This window comes from Mesorhizobium sp. M7A.F.Ca.US.010.02.1.1, from assembly GCF_004023085.1.
Taxonomy (GTDB): domain Bacteria; phylum Pseudomonadota; class Alphaproteobacteria; order Rhizobiales; family Rhizobiaceae; genus Mesorhizobium.
In genome coordinates this window covers 322663-340467 of record NZ_RZRV01000002.1, presented here as the reverse complement: position 1 = coordinate 340467, position 17805 = coordinate 322663, and the positions used below count along the sequence as shown (strand labels likewise).

Here is a 17805-nt window from a genome sequence, read left to right as displayed (position 1 = left end):
TGTCTGAACTTGCGCGTTAAGAGCCGCAGCTTTGTCGGCGATCTCGACCAGATTCGACGTCTGCGGGTTCAGCTTCAGAAACGTTTGCGCATCTGTCAGCAAGATGTTCGCGGCGGCCTTCGATGCCTTGAGCCTACGTGCCTCCGACTTGTCGAACGAAGCCTTATCAGCGAAGCCTTTTTGACTTGCATTCCTAAATTCGACCGGGTCTGTGAAACCGGAGGCTCGAAATGCCACGAGTTCAGTTTTTGATTGAATTCCGAATTGTTGCGCCGCGCGGAAATCGTCGGCGGACATGAAGCCAGCAGCCTGCGCGCGTTGATATTCGTCTCTGCTCCTGAAGCCTCCTAACACGGCGGCATCAAATTCTTTTTGAGTGCTGAATCCCAAGCTCTTGGCCTGCAAGAAGATGCTGGCCGAGGGAAATCCTCCAGCCATTGCCGCTCGGTACGAAGTGGCATCGGTGAAGCCAAGTGACTGCGCAAGGTTCCTCTCTTGATCGTTCCTGAATCCATCGCCAGCGCCACGTTCGATCTCGGCAAGGCTGTATTCAGTGAGCAGATCGCCTGCCGGAACTCCAAAATTGGCCGTGTAGTTGTTAAAAGACGAGACAGTCGACGGGCCGATCAAACCGTCAATCGAACCGTGGTAAAATGAGAGCCGCGTCATTGCAGCTTGAAGACGTTGAACCAGTTTGAGATATGCCGTTTGCTCCATGAAATCCAAAGACTCGCCTCTCTGAAACGACAGCCAAGCAACACGATCCAGGCTCTCCCCGCGGGACAAAAAAGCATCCTGCGGAATTATGTGTAGTTCTTTCAGCGTCTTAAGGTTCGGCTTCGCTTTGTCGATGTTTAGTGTGCCCGCGATGACCGCAAAGTATCCGTTCCGGCCTTCCACCACCAAAGTAGGCCCAAGTGTCGGTGCATAAGATTGAGCTAAGGCGATAGCTTCTCCTTCGGTGCCTCGACTGGACACCACCAGCCACAGGACGTCTGGTCGAGGCGTACGCAGCGAGACCAGAAGAGCGTTTGAGCGGGTCTGATGCCCCGGTGAGGTCCACAATGGAAAAGTATTGAGGGGATTTGCAGCCGCATCTAAACAAGAAGCTGACAAAAGGGCTACGACGAAGCCCATTGAACTCATACGCATTTATTTCCCGCCTACCCGAACCCAAAGTCTATAATGGGCTGAGGGGAGCTGCTTGCGCAAGCATTTCGATGAAAGTATTCGCAGTATGTTCCGGAACGGTAAATGACCGAGATGCTGCCACCGGTTGCTCCGGTGAGGCGCCTCTGCATATCGCAACTCCAACGAACGCCTTGTCCCGCGACAAGCACACAGCTGCTCATCGTTCCGCCGTCGGCACGATTTCGATGCCTGTGGCCGCGAGCGCCATACGAACAGGCAACTCCAGGTTGATAACCGCGTTAGCGAGTTGCGCTAAGGCGGGCGGACGACGAAGGGCGGGATCATCTAGAACGCGCAGGTCATAGTCATAGCGGACTCTCACGTAGTCGCGTCTGTCTCCGCTTTCTCTGATGAACTTCTCTGTCCGACCTTTTATGTGCAATCCGAAAATCCGACTGTCGTCCAGCATGGCAGAGAAATTGTGATCGTAGCGCCTAATCTCCTCGGGCTCCTTTCCATGCAACCTAAGGAAGCTGCGAAGGTAATTTTCAAGTGCTTGAAAATATAGAAGACGGCGCGGATGATCGGAGAACCTTGAGTATTGATCTTGAAAATCAGCCAGCCTGTCACCGGCGACATGGTAGGATTGCGCCAACAGATAGATTCCGTAGGCCGTCAATCCCGATCCGTGAACAGTTGCCTTTGCCATCGCCTCCCGCCTTGTGATCCATTTCTTCGCTAAATACCCCATGGCGATATGAGCAGCACGTTGCATGTTGTAGATTTTCTGCATAGGGACATAGGCCAAACCAAACGGGAGCATCGAACTATGCAGACTGACACTGAGGCGAAGGACTCCGAATTGTTAGCGCTGACTGCTGACATTGTTGCCGCCTACGTCCAGAACAACGCGACGCCTGTGGCCGGGCTCCCGGATTTAATCGCCAGCGTCAATTCTGCACTGTCTCGACTAGTGCTACCCGTCGAAGCACCACCACCCGCGCTCACACCCGCGGTTAATCCGAAGAAGTCGGTGTTTCCTGACTACATCGTCAGCCTAGAGGATGGACGCAAGTTCAAGTCTATGAAGCGCCACCTTGGTTTGCTGGGCATGACGCCTGATGAGTACAGAGCCAAGTGGGGCCTCGCAAAGGACTATCCGATGGTGGCGCCGAGCTACGCGGCTCAACGGTCCGTCCTTGCGAAATCCATTGGACTCGGCCGCAAGGCGACGCCCACCAAAACTGCGTCAAATAAGGCACCGGCGAAGCGTAAAGCTAGGGCGTAACTACGGGCCGCGAAATGCAGTTATAGACTTTCGCTTCTGACGGACGCATTCTCCCTCTTGGGAGAGGGCGATGGGCGAAGCAGTTCATCCCAAATTGACAAGACGGCGAAGGTCATGGTGGCGCGCGCATCGCGCTACTCGCCTTGTGGTGGTGCTTGCACTACTTGGGTTCACGTCCGTGGCCTACGTTGCGACCGGCGATCAGCACCCGCTTCCACGTGTTCATTCTTCGGGCAGTTCGTCGAGCAACCTCACCGTGCCCAAGGTGGGCTGTGACATCAAGGGGAACATCAGCGAACGTGGCGAGCATATCTATCATGTGCCCGGTCAAGAATATTACTCGGCGACACGCATTAATTCGGCTCGAGGCGAGAGACGGTTCTGCTCCGAATGGGAAGCATGGTGGGCTGGGTGGCGAAAGGCCAAGGTATGAAGACGATGGCTATGCGGCGCGGCGAAATAGTGACGATCCCCCCTGAGGGCACCAAGCTTGGCCTTTGGCCATCCTATCCGTTTGACCATCGGGGAATGCGTCGTCGTGCAGCTGGGCGAATCTAATGTCTCGGCATTTCGCAAACGAGGCCGATTTCCACCAGCGCCTTATCGATAATCCCGACGCCTTCCCTGCGCTGTTCCGGGGCACACCGGCGGCTCACACATTGTTCTGGGCTCATGAGCTTACACTGCATGATGCCGGTCGCGGTGGGGGGAATGGAAGCGCGGACTTGTTGACCGTAGATGAGATCGGGATGGTATGGCTCATCGAGGTAAAGTTCAATTTCTCGCTCGAATCTGGAACACAAGTTTGGCACGGCCAGCTCGCGCGGTATCGCAAAGCGTTGATGACAATGAGCTGGCAGGAGATCGTGCGCTACACGCATCGGTTCCTCACAGGCTTCGAACAAACCAAACCTCAGCTATTGCTTCGCAGGGATGCAGTCAGCCTTGATGAATGCATCGTCGAGTGGCTGGTCGCGGTTCAAGCTGACGCGGTCTCGGGCGTCTCGATTGTGTCAAACATGGCTGAGAGGCTGCGTTCTGGGAATTTTGGAATTATGCTGGTGTCGGATTACTTCAACGCATCAGATCTTGCCGCAGCTAAGTCCTTTGCGGACTCGGTGCATAGCGGACCGGTGGCATATGCAGTTATCAATCCGGATCCGACCGGTTTCCATTGGCACGTAAAATACTTTCGGCCGGAGGTCGATCAGAGTTCGGTGACGGGAGCATATGTCACGAGCGATTTCCTGCCGGAAAAAATGCCGCTAGTTACACCGGCGCGGCTTCGCTCGCTTGTATCTCCGGCCTGTCGCTATCTGCTCGACACCCTCATTTATCCTCGTCTTCACGAGCTTGGATGGGACGAGCGGCACGTCGCCAAGCGCAGCGCGTTCGACGTTATAATTCCGGTTGGTGGAAGGTCGCTTCCTCTGTTGGTCGTCGGAACATCTGAACTGGACGCAAAGGCACTAGAGCGTCATACCAAAATAGACGGTGGCCAGACGCTCAAGATCAATCCGCGGTTCAAGGCAGTTTTGAATCATACCGGCAATCTGGCCTTCGTGAACGCATACATGAAGCGCTTCTACGAACTGGGGTGGCGTGGTCGGAGGCGAGAGAACAAGAATTTACGCTGGGGCGTGACAGATATCTCGGCAGCCGAGATCGGAGCATCAGAAGCTGCGATGATCTATTATCCTTTTGAAAACCAGCGGGACCATAGCGGCAGGGAAGGCGACGCCGAAAACCTGTCGAATTTCCTTGCGGCTTTCGCGGAAATGATCGCGTCGATACCTGAAGCCACACTAAATGGCGGTTAGCGCCTGCCCGGTGACGTCCCTATCTGCTCGCCCGAACATTCACGTCGAGCCTAGCGCACGGCGGAGATTCCCAAGCTCTGAAACGAGCCGCCCGCCAGTGGTTTGGAGCGACTTCACTGTTTGGTCAGCTTCGCTCTGTTCAACAACAAGAACCATGCGCTGCGGCTGTTTTGATCGGAACGCAAGTGTCCGCAGCACGAGCAACCAGTTTCCTTGTCGGTCAAGCACAACCTTGCCGACGCCGTGGGCCAGCGACGAGCGCAGGTGCTCGTGTTGACGGAAAGCCGACAAGGCTGCTGCAGTTGCCTTCCCTTCCGACGCAAAAGCCCCGGTCGGTCCAATCAAGGCCGCCAATTCTTCGAAGCGCTGCCCCACCAGATGAGGCAGTTTGACTATAGCGCCCTGCCTCGACATATTCGCCAGCATCAGAAGTGTCTCGCTAACGGCCGCCTCGCTCCGCGCAAATATATCGAGGCAACGTCCACACCATGCGTTTGCAGAGGTCAGAGCATGAAGCCACTGATCGTTGCTGACAGCAGGGATAGCGGTCGTTTCGGTATCCATTCGGGAACAGATAATAGCAGGCGACACTTACCAGCAAGTGCCTATGGGCAAGCTTTGCGCAGATAGCCATCTGTACCCAGTGCGGACATTTGCGAAAGCGACGTAACGCGTCCTCGTGTCTAGACTAGTGAGGGCGCGATTGAAGGCGGCCGAGGACACTACCGCGAAAACTATGGAAACGGACCAAAGTCATGAATGAAGAGATCACCGCAGAAATGAGCAGCGGCAACGTGTTTGCGGACCTAGGCTTTGACAATCCCGAAGAGGAATTGCTCAAGGCCAAGCTGGCCCGCGAGATCCGCGCCATTATCAAACGCCGCCGCCTGACTCAGGCGAAGGCGGCTGAGATCCTTGGGATGAAACAGCCCGACCTCTCCGACATTGTCACCGGTCGCACGGGGAAGTTCTCGATCGACCGCCTTGTCCGCTGTCTCGAATCGCTCAATCGGGCTGGAAAGGTCGACGCGGAGGACAAATAGACATCAACCCCGACATCCGAGTAGTGTCTATCCGGCGAATGTACTGCGCGGCCGGAACCCGAAGCACAGATGAGAGCTCAGTCTCTATAGTACTCCTCGACATAGGTATAGATATCCAGCGATCAGAATGGTTACCACAAAACCAAGTTCACATGCTTTAGCTCTCAGCCGCCTCTAAAAGCACCCTCGCTCTTTTCCGCGCCTCTGAGCGTGACTGTGATCGGGTGGTTGGGAACCCTGCCAACCCATAGGCCTGGAGCATCGAGCCGAATCGCGATCTGAACACACCAGCTGCAGGAAGGTCTGGGTCCGCATTGATGAGAGCGGAGGTGATATATCCGAAATTTGCGTGTAGCCGTCGGAGTCCATCGAGAAGTTGATCATTCGTTAGTCCCCACTTAAACTTGCAGTGAGGATGTGCCGTCGCCCTTTTCATCCCCGCACGAACGGACTCAGATATAGTTGAAGGAAAGCCTGCCCGCGCATAGGCCCGCATTAACGAACCAAATCGGAACGTGAGCACACGAGCCACTGGAAGGTCGGGGTCTGCATTGATCATTTTAGCTGTGACATATCCGAACTTGGTATGAAGTCTTCGGATCCCATCAATTAGATATTCATCCGTATATCTGAGACCTTGCTGCCAAGGCCATTTATACCCGACAATTTCATAAGATGATACGAGACTACCAAAGTGGTTAATATACGAACTCGAAGAAGTCGTGTATGGACAGGCATCAATTATTCCCTGAGAGAGCTTTCCCTTCTCTCTGAAAAGCCTCCTCAACCTATCGATCATGTCCGTCTTCGCATAGGCATTGCCGACTTTGCGTCTCATCTCCTGTTGGACCTTCGCGAATTGTTTTGGGTCAACAATCGGATCCATTACCCGCGTTCTGATCCACAGGTCGGGAGGATTTGGTCTGGACGGTCCTTTCATCCGCCGCGTTCGTACGTTGTAGACGTAGTGTCCTATCATCAACTCGCTTGTGAGCAGGGTTCTGACGCGCCTCTGGGTCCAAGCCTGACCGTGTGTTGAAGGGACACGTTCAAGGTTCAGTTTCCAGGCGATGGTTGTCATTGTTCGATGCTGGCTAACGAACATCCGGAAAATGCGGCGCACGGTTGTGATTTCATCCGGTGGACCGGGCACAAAGACGACGCGATCTGTGCTTAGGCCTTTTTGCTCGCCTAGACCCAGGAGAAATCGATGCTCTCCATCTTCGCTGACCAGCAGGCGTCTTACGCCGTAGAGCACCCCACCGCCCTGTCTAAACCCAAGACGTGCTTGCTGGGTTTGCGCCCTTGAGACTTTTGTAGACAGTTCGCGGCTGTACTCACCGGCCATCACCCGCTTCAGGTTCTTAACGATCATCGAGACCATGCTGCCGTCGTTCTCGAATGGTTCGCCGCAATACTCGACCGCGACCCCGGCGTCACGACAGATGAACTCGTAATGCGCGGATTGGTCGGTATCCTGAAAGCGGCCCCATCGGCTGACGTCTAAAACGAGAATGGCAGAATAGGAGTGTTGGCCGGTCACAACGTCAGCCAACAACTGCTTCAGGCCATCTCTTCCCTTCAAAGTTAAGCCACTTTTACCGGCATCGGCGTAGGTATCAACAATAGCGAACCCTCGTTTTTCGGCATACTCCGCGATGGCGGCAATCTGGTTCTCTAAAGAATACCGCTGGTTCTCGGTCGACATGCGAATGTATTGCGCAGCCGGAACACGAAGATCGCTTGTAAGCTCGGTCACTATAGTGCCTCCGCGCGAGCCGATTTCTAATGTGGCAGGAACGACGCTGATGACTACAACCGTATATTACTCCACAACGTGCCTTGAGCAAAACGTCTTGATCGGTCAATTCAGGTGCCTTGCCATAGCCAAGGATAGCGCACCCTGACGGGAGGCGATGCCAGCGCCGCAGACGTAAGCCCTGGCAGGGCCTCGATGCACCCGCTTATGGCGGTGCCACCGCAGGCGCATTGAGGATACGATAAACTTGCATCCTTGAGCAGCCGACTATTTTCGCGATCTGCGTCGGGCTCTGGCCGTCATCGCGAAGGGCCATCACCTTGTTCCTGTCAAGCCGCTGTCTGCCACCTTTGTAGGCACCCACAGTCTTTGCTCTCTCAATTCCCTCGCGCTGGCGATCCTTGATGAACCGGCGCTCCATTTGAGCCACCATCCCCAGGACCGTCAGCACAACGTGGCCCATCTCGCCACGGGTCGAGACATGCGGGTCCAGGACGGTGACGAAGGCTTCTCTCTGCTCGCACTCGTGGATCAGATTCAGAACGTCGCGCGTGTCGCGGCCGAGCCGATCGAGGCGGGTGACGACCAGCTCATCCCCCGGCCGCAGAAAGTCAATGATGGTGGCAAGTTCAGCTCTACCGTCGCGGCTGGCGCCAGAGACCTTCTCTGAGCGGATGATGCCGCACCCCTCGGCCTTCAGCTTGGCGATTTGTGTGTCGAGGTCCTGGTCGATCGTGCTGACGCGGGCGTAGCCAATCCGGCTCATGGTGTGTCACCTCAAGGTTTAAGCCCGAGGCTACACTGTCACAAATAGTCGATGTCAACTCCGATGTTACATCGCCCAATGCGGACCATGTTACGTCACTTCAGGGCATACCCTGACGTGCGCTTATACACACTGTGGCCCGCCCTATCTGGTCATGAGCGCGGCCAACCAAACTCCCTTTTCACTACGGTCCTTACGCTAGCAAGGCAGGGAAGTTCCAGATGCTGCTCGAACTGGGCCATCAGCTCTCCCAGGAGAACGTCCCGGGCCTCGTTCTCAATTCGATCGGAGTCGATTTTCGGTGTCCCAGGGGCGAGCTTGCCCATCGCCTCGGCCTTCATGTCAAGGAGTTTTGACCCGAGCGCTTGAAGTGAACTAAGCGTGGCCGCGTTCGCGTTACGCGCCGCTCGACCAACCTCCGTCTGAAGTTTTGTCATCGCGGCAGATACACCGATCGTTCGATCGCCGTCTTTGAATTCGCTGCGACGAAGGGTTTCAAATTCGTCGGCTATTCGCTCTGTCTTTTGGGTTAGTTTCTCAAGAGTGAGCTGCCCCTGGTTGGAAACTTCTTGGGCCCAGGTACCGGCGTCCTTACAAACAGTGCCTCCGATTTCATTTCTAATAGCCCTCCAAGCCTTATTGTCCTCAAAACCATCGCGCCGAGCATTAGGCACAACGCGCTTGGGGTCGACGAATATCTCGCCAATGAACCAATCCTGGTAACGACCATTCGACTTATTTTGACGCTGAAATATCTCGCGTACAAGAGCAGTTCCATCGATCTGTAGATTCTTGGTTCTTACGCGAATTCCTCGCACCTCCTCTTCGGTATAGGAACCTGGCGCGTCCTTCTTTGCGACCCATGCCCACCATTGAGCAGTTGGGGAAGTGTAGAATTTGATATCGGACAACGTGACCTTCGCCTCCGCATCCTGAATCTCATACTTCGCGCCGTATGGTTTAAGGATTGGCTTTGGCTCCTCGTTCGTTTCTTCGATTACGATTTTAACTGTGTCGATTGGGACTGGAGCGGTTTGTGCGTATTTTTGAATAGCGCTGGCGAACGCAAAATCTTCCCTATAACCGACCGGCGATATCTGCGCGATAAATAACTCCATCTGCTCGGGCGAAGTCAGCTCGGTTGGTGGCTCAGCGAACGAGCGCATGCTTACTTCGAAGAAAGGCGGCTCATCAGGGGATATGTCGCTTTGCCGCCCCACAACACAATCCTTGAGGAGTTGCAGCGCAGAATATTTACTTCCATGTTCAGGCGACATCATTTCGCGCATCTTTTTCGCGTCGAAAATTACCTCAGTCAGAATAGGTTCGCTGATGGCCTTTGTGGTGAAGGTCAATGTATCGCAGAATGCAACACCGGCTAAGCGCCCGATGCCACGGAAACCGGCGTCGGTTGAGAAGTCTTTCGCCGAGGCCCCAATCGACGTCAGCGTCCTTACCGCTATCTGCGCGGAAAGACCCGCGCCGTTGTCGCGGATTCGAACCCCGTCACCGTCAATGTCAAAAATGATCCTGATTAGTCCCTCGTTCGGGTCAAGCTGGTGAAGCTTGGTAACCGCGCGTTGAATAGAGTCGAACCCATTTTGAACGTATTCTCGAATTGCATTCCGAGTTTCCTCATACATCCCAATGGTGAGTGTCTCGAGGACAAATCCACCGAAGTAGGGATCAACCTGGACGTCGCGGAAACCTGTCATCAGTTTTTCTCCTTGGGACGTTGACGCCATACCTCAGTCGGTGCGCGCAATCCCATGTGCTCATCGAAACTATATCCATCAATTGCGGTACCGGTGGACCCGAGCTGACGACGCGGCAGGACGTAGAGCTCGGCGATGTGGTCTAGCAATAGCTCAGGTGTGACTTGAATCCTCCCGAACCGCGTTACAAGCTGGAGCTCACGGTCCGACTGCACGTCGATGAGAAGATTGTGGTCGTTGATCCAGATGGCCCGAAGCGCTCTGTTGCGATCTAGCTCCGTATCGATCTTAAACTCTGCGAAAATAGGCAGGGGGTCTGAGGGCAGGTAAAGAGGCTGTCGCTCGGCCACAATTGATTTTTTGTAAATTTGCTCAATCGGCCTGCGGGCAAATTGTCTATCGAGCATTAAGAACAGTTTTTGTGCGACGAGACCATTTGCTGCCGTTAAGAGACTATTTCTGCCGTCGAGATAAGTCCCTGCGAGCAGCCCCATATAGAGGAAAGATGCTGTCTCTTCTGGAAAGGTATCGATCGCCGACGCTAAATCGGTCACGCCTGCGGCCCTCTGCGCATCGTCGGCCACGGAAGCAAGCAGCCGTCTACCGAATGCAACCAGCCCCGCTCCCCCAAGGTTGCAAACTACGTCACTTGTGATCAAGTCGATCGCATCTCGCGAGTTCGGGGCATTTTGAAATGCCGTCTCAAATTCGGTGAGTCCCGGGATTAGGGTGGAGTCGTCACGTGTGTCGTACAGAGCCCGCTGGATTACTGCATCACTCGCCTTCAGACCTCTAGGATCTAAGAACCGAAAACTACTCGCGCGCGCCGCGTGTTCCGCAATCCTTCTCTCCTCGTGCTGCTGGCGCTCTCGTGCTTCGTTTCTCAATTCCGTTTCCGTCTTAGGAGGGGGTAGTGAAGGCGGCTGTGCCGCGGAGACAAACCCTGCAACGTTGTCAGACGTTCGCTTCATCAATTCAGCCACGCGAACTTGATCCAACAGCACAACTTCATTGGCATGTCCGGTTCGGGCCGCTTCGAAGCTCAGCATAGGGTGGGGAGGCTGGGCCCCAACAGCACTGCCTTCAAGATCGCCACGGACTGGCAGCTTTCCAGCCATTCGCCAATCGTTCTTCAGATCCTTTGTTAGAACCGCCACAATTCGAACCCGATGCACGCGGGCATGCTCCAAAATCTCCTGCCAGAAGACGAGATCGCCCCAGCGGTTACTTCCGACTAGAACATCGTCGCCGTTGTCATTCTCGGTATCAATTTCTCTTTTACGCTTGTCCTGAAAGCCAGGTGGAATTCGCCCCGTAAAGCGCGCATCGGCAAGCGTCTCAATAGTTGAGAATCGGTCAAAGATTTCGCCACCCTTTATCGCCCGCCCGTTCGCAAATTCGATCACCTCACGGGCGTTGCGTTCGTAGCCACCCTTCCAAGCCGCCGCCCTGTCCGTTACCGTTCTCACTTCGCGATATGCGTCGCGGGCCTGTTCGCGTTGTTGGGCCGAACTCGATGCGCCGTTCAGCGGTTCGTCGAATAGCGTCCATACCGTTGAGAAGCTTTCTCCAATCAACTTGTTCAGTTTCTTGATTTGCTCGTCGACATCGGCGACGAGCCTGTTCTCAACGTGATGACGGAAAAATTCGTGAAGTGACCATGTGGGTACGGCAACTCGGCCGGGGCATGCACCGTCAAGCCACTTGAAGAATTCGGCGCGAGATGTGGGACCAATCTTGATAAGCCACATCAAGAACGACGTATCTATGTAGACAAAACTACCTGGAGAGCGAAGCGCCGCGTCCACCCGCTCGATGAAAGTGGCCATGTCCTCGCAGTCGATCGGAAGCCTTAGCGACGCGTCTCGATTGCCCTGCCGCTGGCGGTCGGAGGGACGTCGCAGGTTTGCGCTGGCACGACGAAGCATGCTTCCGAAAGCACGTACTTTCTTGTTATCTTTCAGACCGGCCCCCCAGAGCGTAGCACGCCCTTACCTCTGCGCTAGTCTATGGCGCGTTTCCCCCGGCAAGAGCTAAACCAGTATCGTCCGGTACACAACAGTAATGTCTAAGTGCGAATTTTGGTGCGCCACCTGACCGATTTGAGCCAGTATCAGGCCATGGCGAGATGGAACATATCGAAGAAGCTGTCGGCGCGTTGATCCTAGCGGGTGCCATGGCGCGGCTGATCTGGAGACGGGCAAGCATGCGCTCGATGCTGTTGTGCTGCTTGCAAAAGAATTGTCGTGTACGTGGTTGATCTCCACGGTGCGATTTCCTTAGATAGCGAGCAATCGGAAATTAACGCCGATCCGTGTTGACGTCCAATGGCCAGCAAATTCATTCGATCCGCAATAGTATGCGATCTATCAGTGCTTTTGCTGCGACCCGGTTGGTTGAGCACTCGTATACCAGCTCGAAAAAGTGCTCGTAGGTCTGCCGCTGTGCGTCGGGCAGTCGCATCAGAGGGGAGGACACCGGCACATCGTCATTCATCGCGTCCCCAAGCTGTGCTCGTAACGAATCGATCTTGTTGATGCGTTCTCCTACGGAGTCAGCAAGCAATTCCTTACCGGCGACCTTGCTCATTTGTAGCAATGTCTGTTCTGCGGACAAAGCCAACCGCTCTCTTTCCGGTCGACTTACGCTACCCTGAGTTATGACTCCCAGGCACTGCTCGACGGATTGCGCGTGCAGTTCAAACTCTCGTTGCCACCTGCGACGAACCGAGCTCGTACGGCAGCGGCGCGCGATGTCACGTGCGGCGGGCGCAAGATGATTGACTAGGTTGTTGAAATGCGCGTTTTGTTCAAAGTGGTCGCGCCGCCCATTGGGAACGATCCGCCGGTCGATCACGTGAACTTCCCCTACCGACCAAGCGTTAAAACGCGCCTCCGGGAACAGGTCCTCTAACAAGAAATTATCGCCTACCTGAACGTTACCCGTGCGGAGCCGGAGGCCCCGAACCAACGTGCCAGCCGACAACGCACCTTCATATTCGTGGTGCAGAATCCACGCGACAGCCGCGACGTTACCGTCGATACCCGGAACTTCAACGACACTGATGCCCTCGAAGTTGACGATTTGCTTGTCGCCGAGACTGAAGTTGTCGCGATGCGGCCTGGTGACGGGCTCCTCAGCATCGTCAATACGTATGTCGAGCGAACCCAAATCGATGTGACGAGAGAGCAAATCCGTTAACTCGGCGCCCAGTGCGAATTTCGCCGAGAACGGGACAGGAGCAACTTGACTGAGGTATTCAGATATTGCCGAAGGGCTCATCAATCGGTCATTCTGCAGGCGAACGATACCGCGCATCTCCACTTCGAAAAAGCGCTCGGGGGCGTCGTTAATGCCCACTCGCTCAAAAGTCGTCGCGCTGCGGATGAGGTCTGCCACTCCTCGGTCGTCCCCTACTTCACGCAGTGCCGACTTCAGGCGGCGGCAATCCCAGCGAAGTTGCGAGACCTTTGTCTCCCCTGCAACCCGGGAACGGAAGATAAGCTCCTGAGCATATCCAAGACCGGCCAGCCGACCTACGCCTCGAAAGCCCCGGGCAAGCGTTCCGCGTTTTGCGCTTCCGCCAAGCGCCGTAAGCTTTTGCGCGAATTTTGGGAAAGCAATGCCGCATCCATTATCGCGAATTCTCACGGTACGCGATTCTGAGTCGACGGAGATGTCGACCCGCCCTAGCTCGTCCGCCGCAAGCACGCCCGAGTCGCGCGCGGCGTCGACGGCATCGGCGGAATTCTGGATGTATTCGCGATATATCGTCATCGGGTCGACATACATGCCGCTCGATACCAACTCGAGCACATCTTTCCCGATTACGACTTCGGGTAGCTCATGCCTTTCAGCCGACCGTTCACGAAGATCGGATGGGGCGCGAGCGAGTTTGGCTGTACCTATCGAGCTCATGCCGCAATCCTTTCACGAGGCTTGTTCTTGCGGCTTGGTGGATTCGGCTCATCCTCGTGGTCGAGCCCAGCGTCTTCGACCCGCTCGTCCTCGGCAATATCCATTTCTACAGCGATTTCATTGGGAGGAAGGTGCCTTTGCCTCGCCCAAATCTCGGACAGTTCCTCCTTTGGCAGGGGAACGTAGAAGCGGAGTACCCTCTTTAGTGCCGACGTGGTTGCCTTATCCGACAAACCGGCGATCTCCCGGGGATCGCAGGATGACAGCAATTCTATGAGTTCAGCACGCTCATAGCTATCAAGCTTGTCGAACTCTGCCTGGTAGGAGGCAAGCCGTTCATGAGGATCAACCCTCTCAAACCAATCGCGATTGAAAATGAAGTCGTGCGGGAGCAGCAGGATCCGTTGGTAGTCTTCAAACGTGTCGCCGAACGCTCGCCTGAAGAAATTCGGGGCACCGCTAACGATGCCGTGGGTTGCTTGCAAGATGATCTGCATCGAACGAAGCTGATAGCGCGACCACTTCTCGCCCACATGCCCGCGATCAGGCCGGTCGGTCGGCTGATAGCGCATGGGGAACGACCAGATGCGAACATTCAATTCTTCATTCAAAGCCACGTTCAAACGCATGCGTTCGAACAGGTCCGCAGGTCCGTCGTGAAAATTATAGAGCATGTAATTCGACAGCTCAGTCAGGCCATATTCTGCGGCATATCGAACCGCCTGCTCGTATGGCTTCTTCACGCCGAGATGATCGAAAGCGATCCGTAGCGGCTTAAGGCAAATCGTTGCCAACTCCCGAAGGTACATCGGGTCTTTGCATAGGATGCGAGCGTCCACGCCTTGATTGAAGTCAACTCGACGCTGGACAGGTGCGCGACCGGGCCGATGCAGCTTAGCGCCTGGGGTGAACCCGAGATCCCGGATCTCGGCGATGATGTCCTTGAAGCGGGGTGAAGCCACCACGTTATTGTCCATCAAAGTGAGATCTTTCTTCGGCCCATAAAGGTCATCGATGGCACGAACGAGTGCAGTCAGCGACTCAGTGTCCCGCTGCGCACCTTCAAGTTTCGGAACGCCACAGAAGTGGCATTTCCGGATACAGCCTCGAGAGGTATAGGCAAAGTAGGCGTCTCGGACGGGATATTTATATTCGATCTGATCGAGAATACCGTAGTCTGGCACCAAGTCTTCAATTGGCCGTCCAAGAACGTCGTCGCTATAAAGCTCTTCAGAAAACTCGTCCAGTTGGAGTGCTACTGCGGGCGGGCTTGCGAGCAGGCCCTTGATAAAGCGGACCCCCTGCCAGCGACGTTCTTGTTGGAACCGTCCGTGCATCAGCGAGGCAGCGATGCCGCCCACAAACACCTTGTCTGCCTGTCCGTTGGCGACCTCGAGGGCGAAGTCGACGGTCTCTGCTATCTTGGGGTATTCAAATGAGAACAGCGTGGTGACGTAAATGCGATCCCACCCCTGAGAAAGGACCGAGCGGTCCTGGCCCTTGATGAACCGTACGCGATCCTTTTTGCCGCGCGGCCCGTGGTATTGCGCGATTTTCATCAGACCGAGCGGTGGATATTTGTTCTTGTACCCCGGTTCGATAAGAAGAATATTTTTGTCAGCCATTGACCACCTTGTAGCGTGTGCGCTTGCGTGCATCGCGGATGTATTCGATGGCGGCTTTAACCCCGCCCTGACCGCCAAAGCCCTTGAGCGGACCAGAGGTTGACCAATCGACAGAGCCCGTAAAGTCAGCCAACGCCGTTGTGAAGGCACGTTTGTCGCAGGCCCGGCCCATTTCCCTGCACTCGATGAAGATGTCGGCGGCTATACGCATCAGCGCATAGACCCCTATCCCTTTGGTCAGCATGTGTCGTCGCGGATCCGCCCATTCCGTGGGCATGACCGCGACTACGGCCCTCCAGAAGTCGAGAACAGTCCTGGCGGCGTCGTCAACCGAGTGACTTGACAGGATCTTGCTGGCCTTCAGGAAGTCATTCACTGCCTGCTGCATCATACGCAGCGAAGCGATCCGCTTCAGACCAGACGTCGTCTTACCGCCGAGATTCAGGCGGCGGAGCCAGGGAGACTCCTCGATATTGTTGAGCTGCAGCGCAATGAACAGCTCGGGTCGGTCATCGGCCAGAGACTCGGCGAGCTGCGCCTCGTGATAATCGAGGAGGCTCGTGCACAGTCCCTTGGCCTTGCTGTTGATGATGCTGAATACTTCCATTTCCTCTCGCTCAGAGAGGCCGATGAAGCACATGAATGGCAGCGGGATCGGAAGGTCGCTCAAATGGCCCAGTCGATGCTGGCAATCGACCTGGGCCATGATCTTCCCCGCATTGGCCGAAATTTCCAGTTGCACTCTGCCATCCGGCAGTTCGACTATGCACCAATCGCCTTTCGCGGACGGTCGCAAGTTCAGCGTCAGAGGTATGGTCGAGCTGTCAGGCTTCTTGATGTAGCGTCGGAAGTCCTGACTGTGTCGCTCATTGAAAGGGCGCTGATAGCCGCGACCGGCGTCCTCATCAAGGATGTCGGGGAAGCTTAGTTTGTAGAGCAGGTCCGCAGGCGCGAACCCAAGCAGAACCTGCCGATGCGAGGAGCGGCCTTTAAGGCAGTCGATCACTATGGGAGGGGACACGGCGCGAATCAATTCTCAAAAGTGCAGTCTCACACTGCATTTTGTGCAGCCTAAGCCTGCAGGTCAAGGAGCATTGCCGAGCCGTCCCAACAAAAAAACGCCATCGGGCATCCCGGAGCGCTGCAAGTCAAGCCGCGGAGGGCTGCGTCGCAACTCTCTCCGCGGAGTTTTGTGGTAAGCGCCTTGAATATCAATCCGACCGCATCAACGCGAAATCAAGCGCTTCGAGAAAAAATCACATGTTCAGGCTCGGTGCAAAGCTGGTAAAGGTCTTGCAAACCTGGGTTTGGGGGCAACATGTCAATAACCGCTAAGACTGTATCGATGGTGACTGTGGGCGCAACGTCAGACGAAGACAAACTCCAAATTCGCCAGCAGGAACGCACAATCGACAACCTCAATCGTTTGTTCGCGATGTTGTTTTCGATTGTATTCTCGGTCGCGGCCGCATCGATCCTGCACAAGGTAACGGCATTCGTCATCACTGCTGGCCCAAAGGTCGTCGACTGGGAAGTCGTTGCGTTCAATGGCGCCGCACTAGTCATTCTGGGAACTACGGCAGCAATTTTTTTCCATCAAGCTTCACGTGGCCTTGATCTGCGATATGCGCAAAATGCGAACGTTGTTCCCCATCGTTTAGGATTCCTTTTTGACTACCTTGTCATCGTGCTGACGATGGGACCTTTTGCGCTGATGGGCAAAGCGCTAGAGCAAGAAGTCACAGACGTCGCGGGCTTCTTCTGGTTCTTCGTTGCACATGAGATCTTGATCCTGTTCGGCCTCGCCATGCTCATTATTGGGCAACTGCGGCATACTATATTCGGCGACCACAACATCAGCCCAGAGTTTGTCGCGGTCGCCCACGGCGTTCAGCGCTACTGGTTCATGATGAACAGCATTTATCTGTTCATCATGGCGTCGAGCTTTTTTCTGGCCTCGGGCAGCTACACCACGGTCCGTAGCTGCCCGCTAATGCCACATCAGAGCGGGGCTCTCTTTTTCATGATGGTATTTTTCGCTCTCGCGGTGGCGCGTAACGCTTTCGACTTTTTGCCGATGTGGAATGTGTTTTTCCCCGTAAAGCCACAGGGTGCTAATGGACAGCAGTTGTACTGGAAACCACTGCAGAAACTGGTTGACTACGCACCGCCGCGCATTTTCGGATTAAGCGTCAGCCTTCCACTAGTGGTCGGCTATCTTTTTCTGGCGGCGGCTGTGTCCGTCATGTTTCTATTGACGGAGCTTTACGATCTGCCTCTCTGGATTCGGGTCTGTTCCTAGCACTGCTGGTCCATTCTCTTCCCAGAAATGAACCATATTCTGGAAGGACTTTCCGCTCGTGCCAGGTGGCAAATCCAAAGCGACCACCTTCTTCCCGAGAGCAAACGCGACACCAAGGTCGAATAGGGCTCCCTGACTTAAACCATCCCATATGACGTGCACCACATCGGCAGCAGCGATAGCTGCTGCATTCTGCGCACAAATAGCGAAACCAATTGGATCTGTCTGGTCGGTGTCTCGCTGCGGCCAGTAGACGGCGTATCCGTCAGCCATCAGCCTTTCCACGACCGAGCTCCATCGATCTTCTGCCACGCCGCGAACAGGGCTGATCAGAAAGGATTTCACGTGACGTCAGCGCCTCCAACTCAAAATCATCCTCAGGGTACATGAATGGCTGCGCGGCCGGAAGGCATCCAAATCGGGGCCTCGACGGCGCTG

General features: G+C 55.2%; 15 protein-coding genes and 1 pseudogene. 5 read left to right on the top strand and 11 right to left on the bottom strand.

The features are described 5' to 3' along the window. Together EOA19_RS03470 and EOA19_RS03465 are read right to left on the bottom strand one after the other, a co-directional pair. Positions 1-1152: pseudogene (locus EOA19_RS03470) on the bottom strand (hypothetical protein); the annotation flags it as partial. A gap of 196 nt (positions 1153-1348) precedes the next feature. Next, positions 1349-1924 (bottom strand): hypothetical protein, encoded by a 576-nt coding sequence (locus tag EOA19_RS03465; protein ID WP_128302709.1) that lies wholly within the window; start codon positions 1922-1924, stop codon positions 1349-1351. Positions 1925-1960: 36 nt separating this feature from the next. Here EOA19_RS03465 and EOA19_RS03460 point away from each other — a divergent pair, with 36 nt between their 5' ends. The 3 genes from EOA19_RS03460 to EOA19_RS03450 all read left to right on the top strand — a co-directional run bounded on the left by EOA19_RS03460 (position 1961) and on the right by EOA19_RS03450 (position 4239). Beyond that, complete coding sequence (locus EOA19_RS03460) at positions 1961-2419, top strand: MucR family transcriptional regulator (protein ID WP_128302708.1); 459 nt, start codon at positions 1961-1963, stop codon at positions 2417-2419. Positions 2420-2489: 70 nt separating this feature from the next. Then, positions 2490-2852, top strand: a complete 363-nt coding sequence (locus EOA19_RS35770) for a hypothetical protein (RefSeq protein WP_128302707.1) — start codon at positions 2490-2492, stop codon at positions 2850-2852. A gap of 124 nt (positions 2853-2976) precedes the next feature. Further along, positions 2977-4239: a hypothetical protein gene (locus tag EOA19_RS03450; protein ID WP_128302706.1), complete on the top strand. Its 1263-nt coding sequence runs from the start codon at positions 2977-2979 to the stop codon at positions 4237-4239. A 39-nt stretch (positions 4240-4278) separates the two neighbouring features. Here EOA19_RS03450 and EOA19_RS03445 read toward each other — a convergent pair whose 3' ends face one another. After that, on the bottom strand, positions 4279-4803 hold the full coding sequence (locus EOA19_RS03445; protein WP_206637994.1) for a hypothetical protein: 525 nt from the start codon (positions 4801-4803) through the stop codon (positions 4279-4281). Between the two features lie 191 nt (positions 4804-4994). Here EOA19_RS03445 and EOA19_RS03440 point away from each other — a divergent pair, with 191 nt between their 5' ends. Beyond that, the gene (locus EOA19_RS03440; protein WP_128302704.1) at positions 4995-5282 is read left to right on the top strand and encodes a helix-turn-helix transcriptional regulator; all 288 of its coding nucleotides are present in this window, start codon (positions 4995-4997) and stop codon (positions 5280-5282) included. Between the two features lie 157 nt (positions 5283-5439). Here EOA19_RS03440 and EOA19_RS03435 read toward each other — a convergent pair whose 3' ends face one another. The 7 genes from EOA19_RS03435 to EOA19_RS03405 all read right to left on the bottom strand — a co-directional run bounded on the left by EOA19_RS03435 (position 5440) and on the right by EOA19_RS03405 (position 16086). After that, the gene (locus EOA19_RS03435) at positions 5440-7041 is read right to left on the bottom strand and encodes a recombinase family protein (RefSeq protein WP_128302703.1); all 1602 of its coding nucleotides are present in this window, start codon (positions 7039-7041) and stop codon (positions 5440-5442) included. Positions 7042-7246: 205 nt separating this feature from the next. Continuing rightward, a complete protein-coding gene (locus EOA19_RS03430) occupies positions 7247-7807 on the bottom strand; it encodes a recombinase family protein (RefSeq protein ID WP_128302702.1) in 561 nt (186 codons plus the stop codon). Positions 7808-7959: 152 nt separating this feature from the next. After that, a complete protein-coding gene (locus tag EOA19_RS03425; RefSeq protein ID WP_164892827.1) occupies positions 7960-9522 on the bottom strand; it encodes an ATP-binding protein in 1563 nt (520 codons plus the stop codon). Beyond that, positions 9522-11351, bottom strand: coding sequence for a PIN-like domain-containing protein (locus EOA19_RS03420; RefSeq protein WP_128302700.1), 1830 nt, complete (start codon positions 11349-11351; stop codon positions 9522-9524). Before EOA19_RS03420 ends, EOA19_RS03425 begins: the two co-directional genes overlap by 1 nt. A 511-nt stretch (positions 11352-11862) precedes the next feature. Beyond that, the gene (locus tag EOA19_RS03415; RefSeq protein ID WP_128302699.1) at positions 11863-13440 is read right to left on the bottom strand and encodes an ATP-binding protein; all 1578 of its coding nucleotides are present in this window, start codon (positions 13438-13440) and stop codon (positions 11863-11865) included. After that, positions 13437-15065, bottom strand: a complete 1629-nt coding sequence (locus EOA19_RS03410; protein WP_128302698.1) for a radical SAM protein — start codon at positions 15063-15065, stop codon at positions 13437-13439. Before EOA19_RS03410 ends, EOA19_RS03415 begins: the two co-directional genes overlap by 4 nt. Beyond that, a complete protein-coding gene (locus tag EOA19_RS03405; RefSeq protein ID WP_128302697.1) occupies positions 15058-16086 on the bottom strand; it encodes a DGQHR domain-containing protein in 1029 nt (342 codons plus the stop codon). The genes EOA19_RS03410 and EOA19_RS03405 overlap by 8 nt, the downstream gene beginning before the upstream one ends. Positions 16087-16383: 297 nt before the next feature. Here EOA19_RS03405 and EOA19_RS03400 point away from each other — a divergent pair, with 297 nt between their 5' ends. Then, positions 16384-17367 (top strand): hypothetical protein, encoded by a 984-nt coding sequence (locus EOA19_RS03400; RefSeq protein ID WP_128302696.1) that lies wholly within the window; start codon positions 16384-16386, stop codon positions 17365-17367. On the opposite strand, the gene EOA19_RS03395 is transcribed toward EOA19_RS03400, so the two are convergent. Beyond that, the gene (locus EOA19_RS03395) at positions 17317-17712 is read right to left on the bottom strand and encodes a nucleoside 2-deoxyribosyltransferase (protein ID WP_128302695.1); all 396 of its coding nucleotides are present in this window, start codon (positions 17710-17712) and stop codon (positions 17317-17319) included. The two genes, EOA19_RS03400 and EOA19_RS03395, sit on opposite strands and share 51 nt — an antisense overlap. Positions 17713-17805: the final 93 nt, after the last annotated feature.

Excerpts from the sequence above, each read along its gene's own strand:
- EOA19_RS03445 (WP_206637994.1), bottom strand. The coding sequence starts at position 4,803 with ATGGATACCGAAACGACCGCTATCCCTGCTGTCAGCAACGATCAGTGG.
- EOA19_RS35770 (WP_128302707.1), top strand. The coding sequence starts at position 2,490 with ATGGGCGAAGCAGTTCATCCCAAATTGACAAGACGGCGAAGGTCATGG.
- EOA19_RS03415 (WP_128302699.1), bottom strand. The coding sequence starts at position 13,440 with ATGAGCTCGATAGGTACAGCCAAACTCGCTCGCGCCCCATCCGATCTT.
- EOA19_RS03425 (WP_164892827.1), bottom strand. The coding sequence starts at position 9,522 with ATGACAGGTTTCCGCGACGTCCAGGTTGATCCCTACTTCGGTGGATTT.
- EOA19_RS03465 (WP_128302709.1), bottom strand. The coding sequence starts at position 1,924 with ATGCAGAAAATCTACAACATGCAACGTGCTGCTCATATCGCCATGGGG.
- EOA19_RS03410 (WP_128302698.1), bottom strand. The coding sequence starts at position 15,065 with ATGGCTGACAAAAATATTCTTCTTATCGAACCGGGGTACAAGAACAAA.
- EOA19_RS03450 (WP_128302706.1), top strand. The coding sequence starts at position 2,977 with ATGTCTCGGCATTTCGCAAACGAGGCCGATTTCCACCAGCGCCTTATC.
- EOA19_RS03430 (WP_128302702.1), bottom strand. The coding sequence starts at position 7,807 with ATGAGCCGGATTGGCTACGCCCGCGTCAGCACGATCGACCAGGACCTC.
- EOA19_RS03400 (WP_128302696.1), top strand. The coding sequence starts at position 16,384 with ATGTCAATAACCGCTAAGACTGTATCGATGGTGACTGTGGGCGCAACG.
- EOA19_RS03420 (WP_128302700.1), bottom strand. The coding sequence starts at position 11,351 with ATGGCCACTTTCATCGAGCGGGTGGACGCGGCGCTTCGCTCTCCAGGT.
- EOA19_RS03440 (WP_128302704.1), top strand. The coding sequence starts at position 4,995 with ATGAATGAAGAGATCACCGCAGAAATGAGCAGCGGCAACGTGTTTGCG.
- EOA19_RS03460 (WP_128302708.1), top strand. The coding sequence starts at position 1,961 with ATGCAGACTGACACTGAGGCGAAGGACTCCGAATTGTTAGCGCTGACT.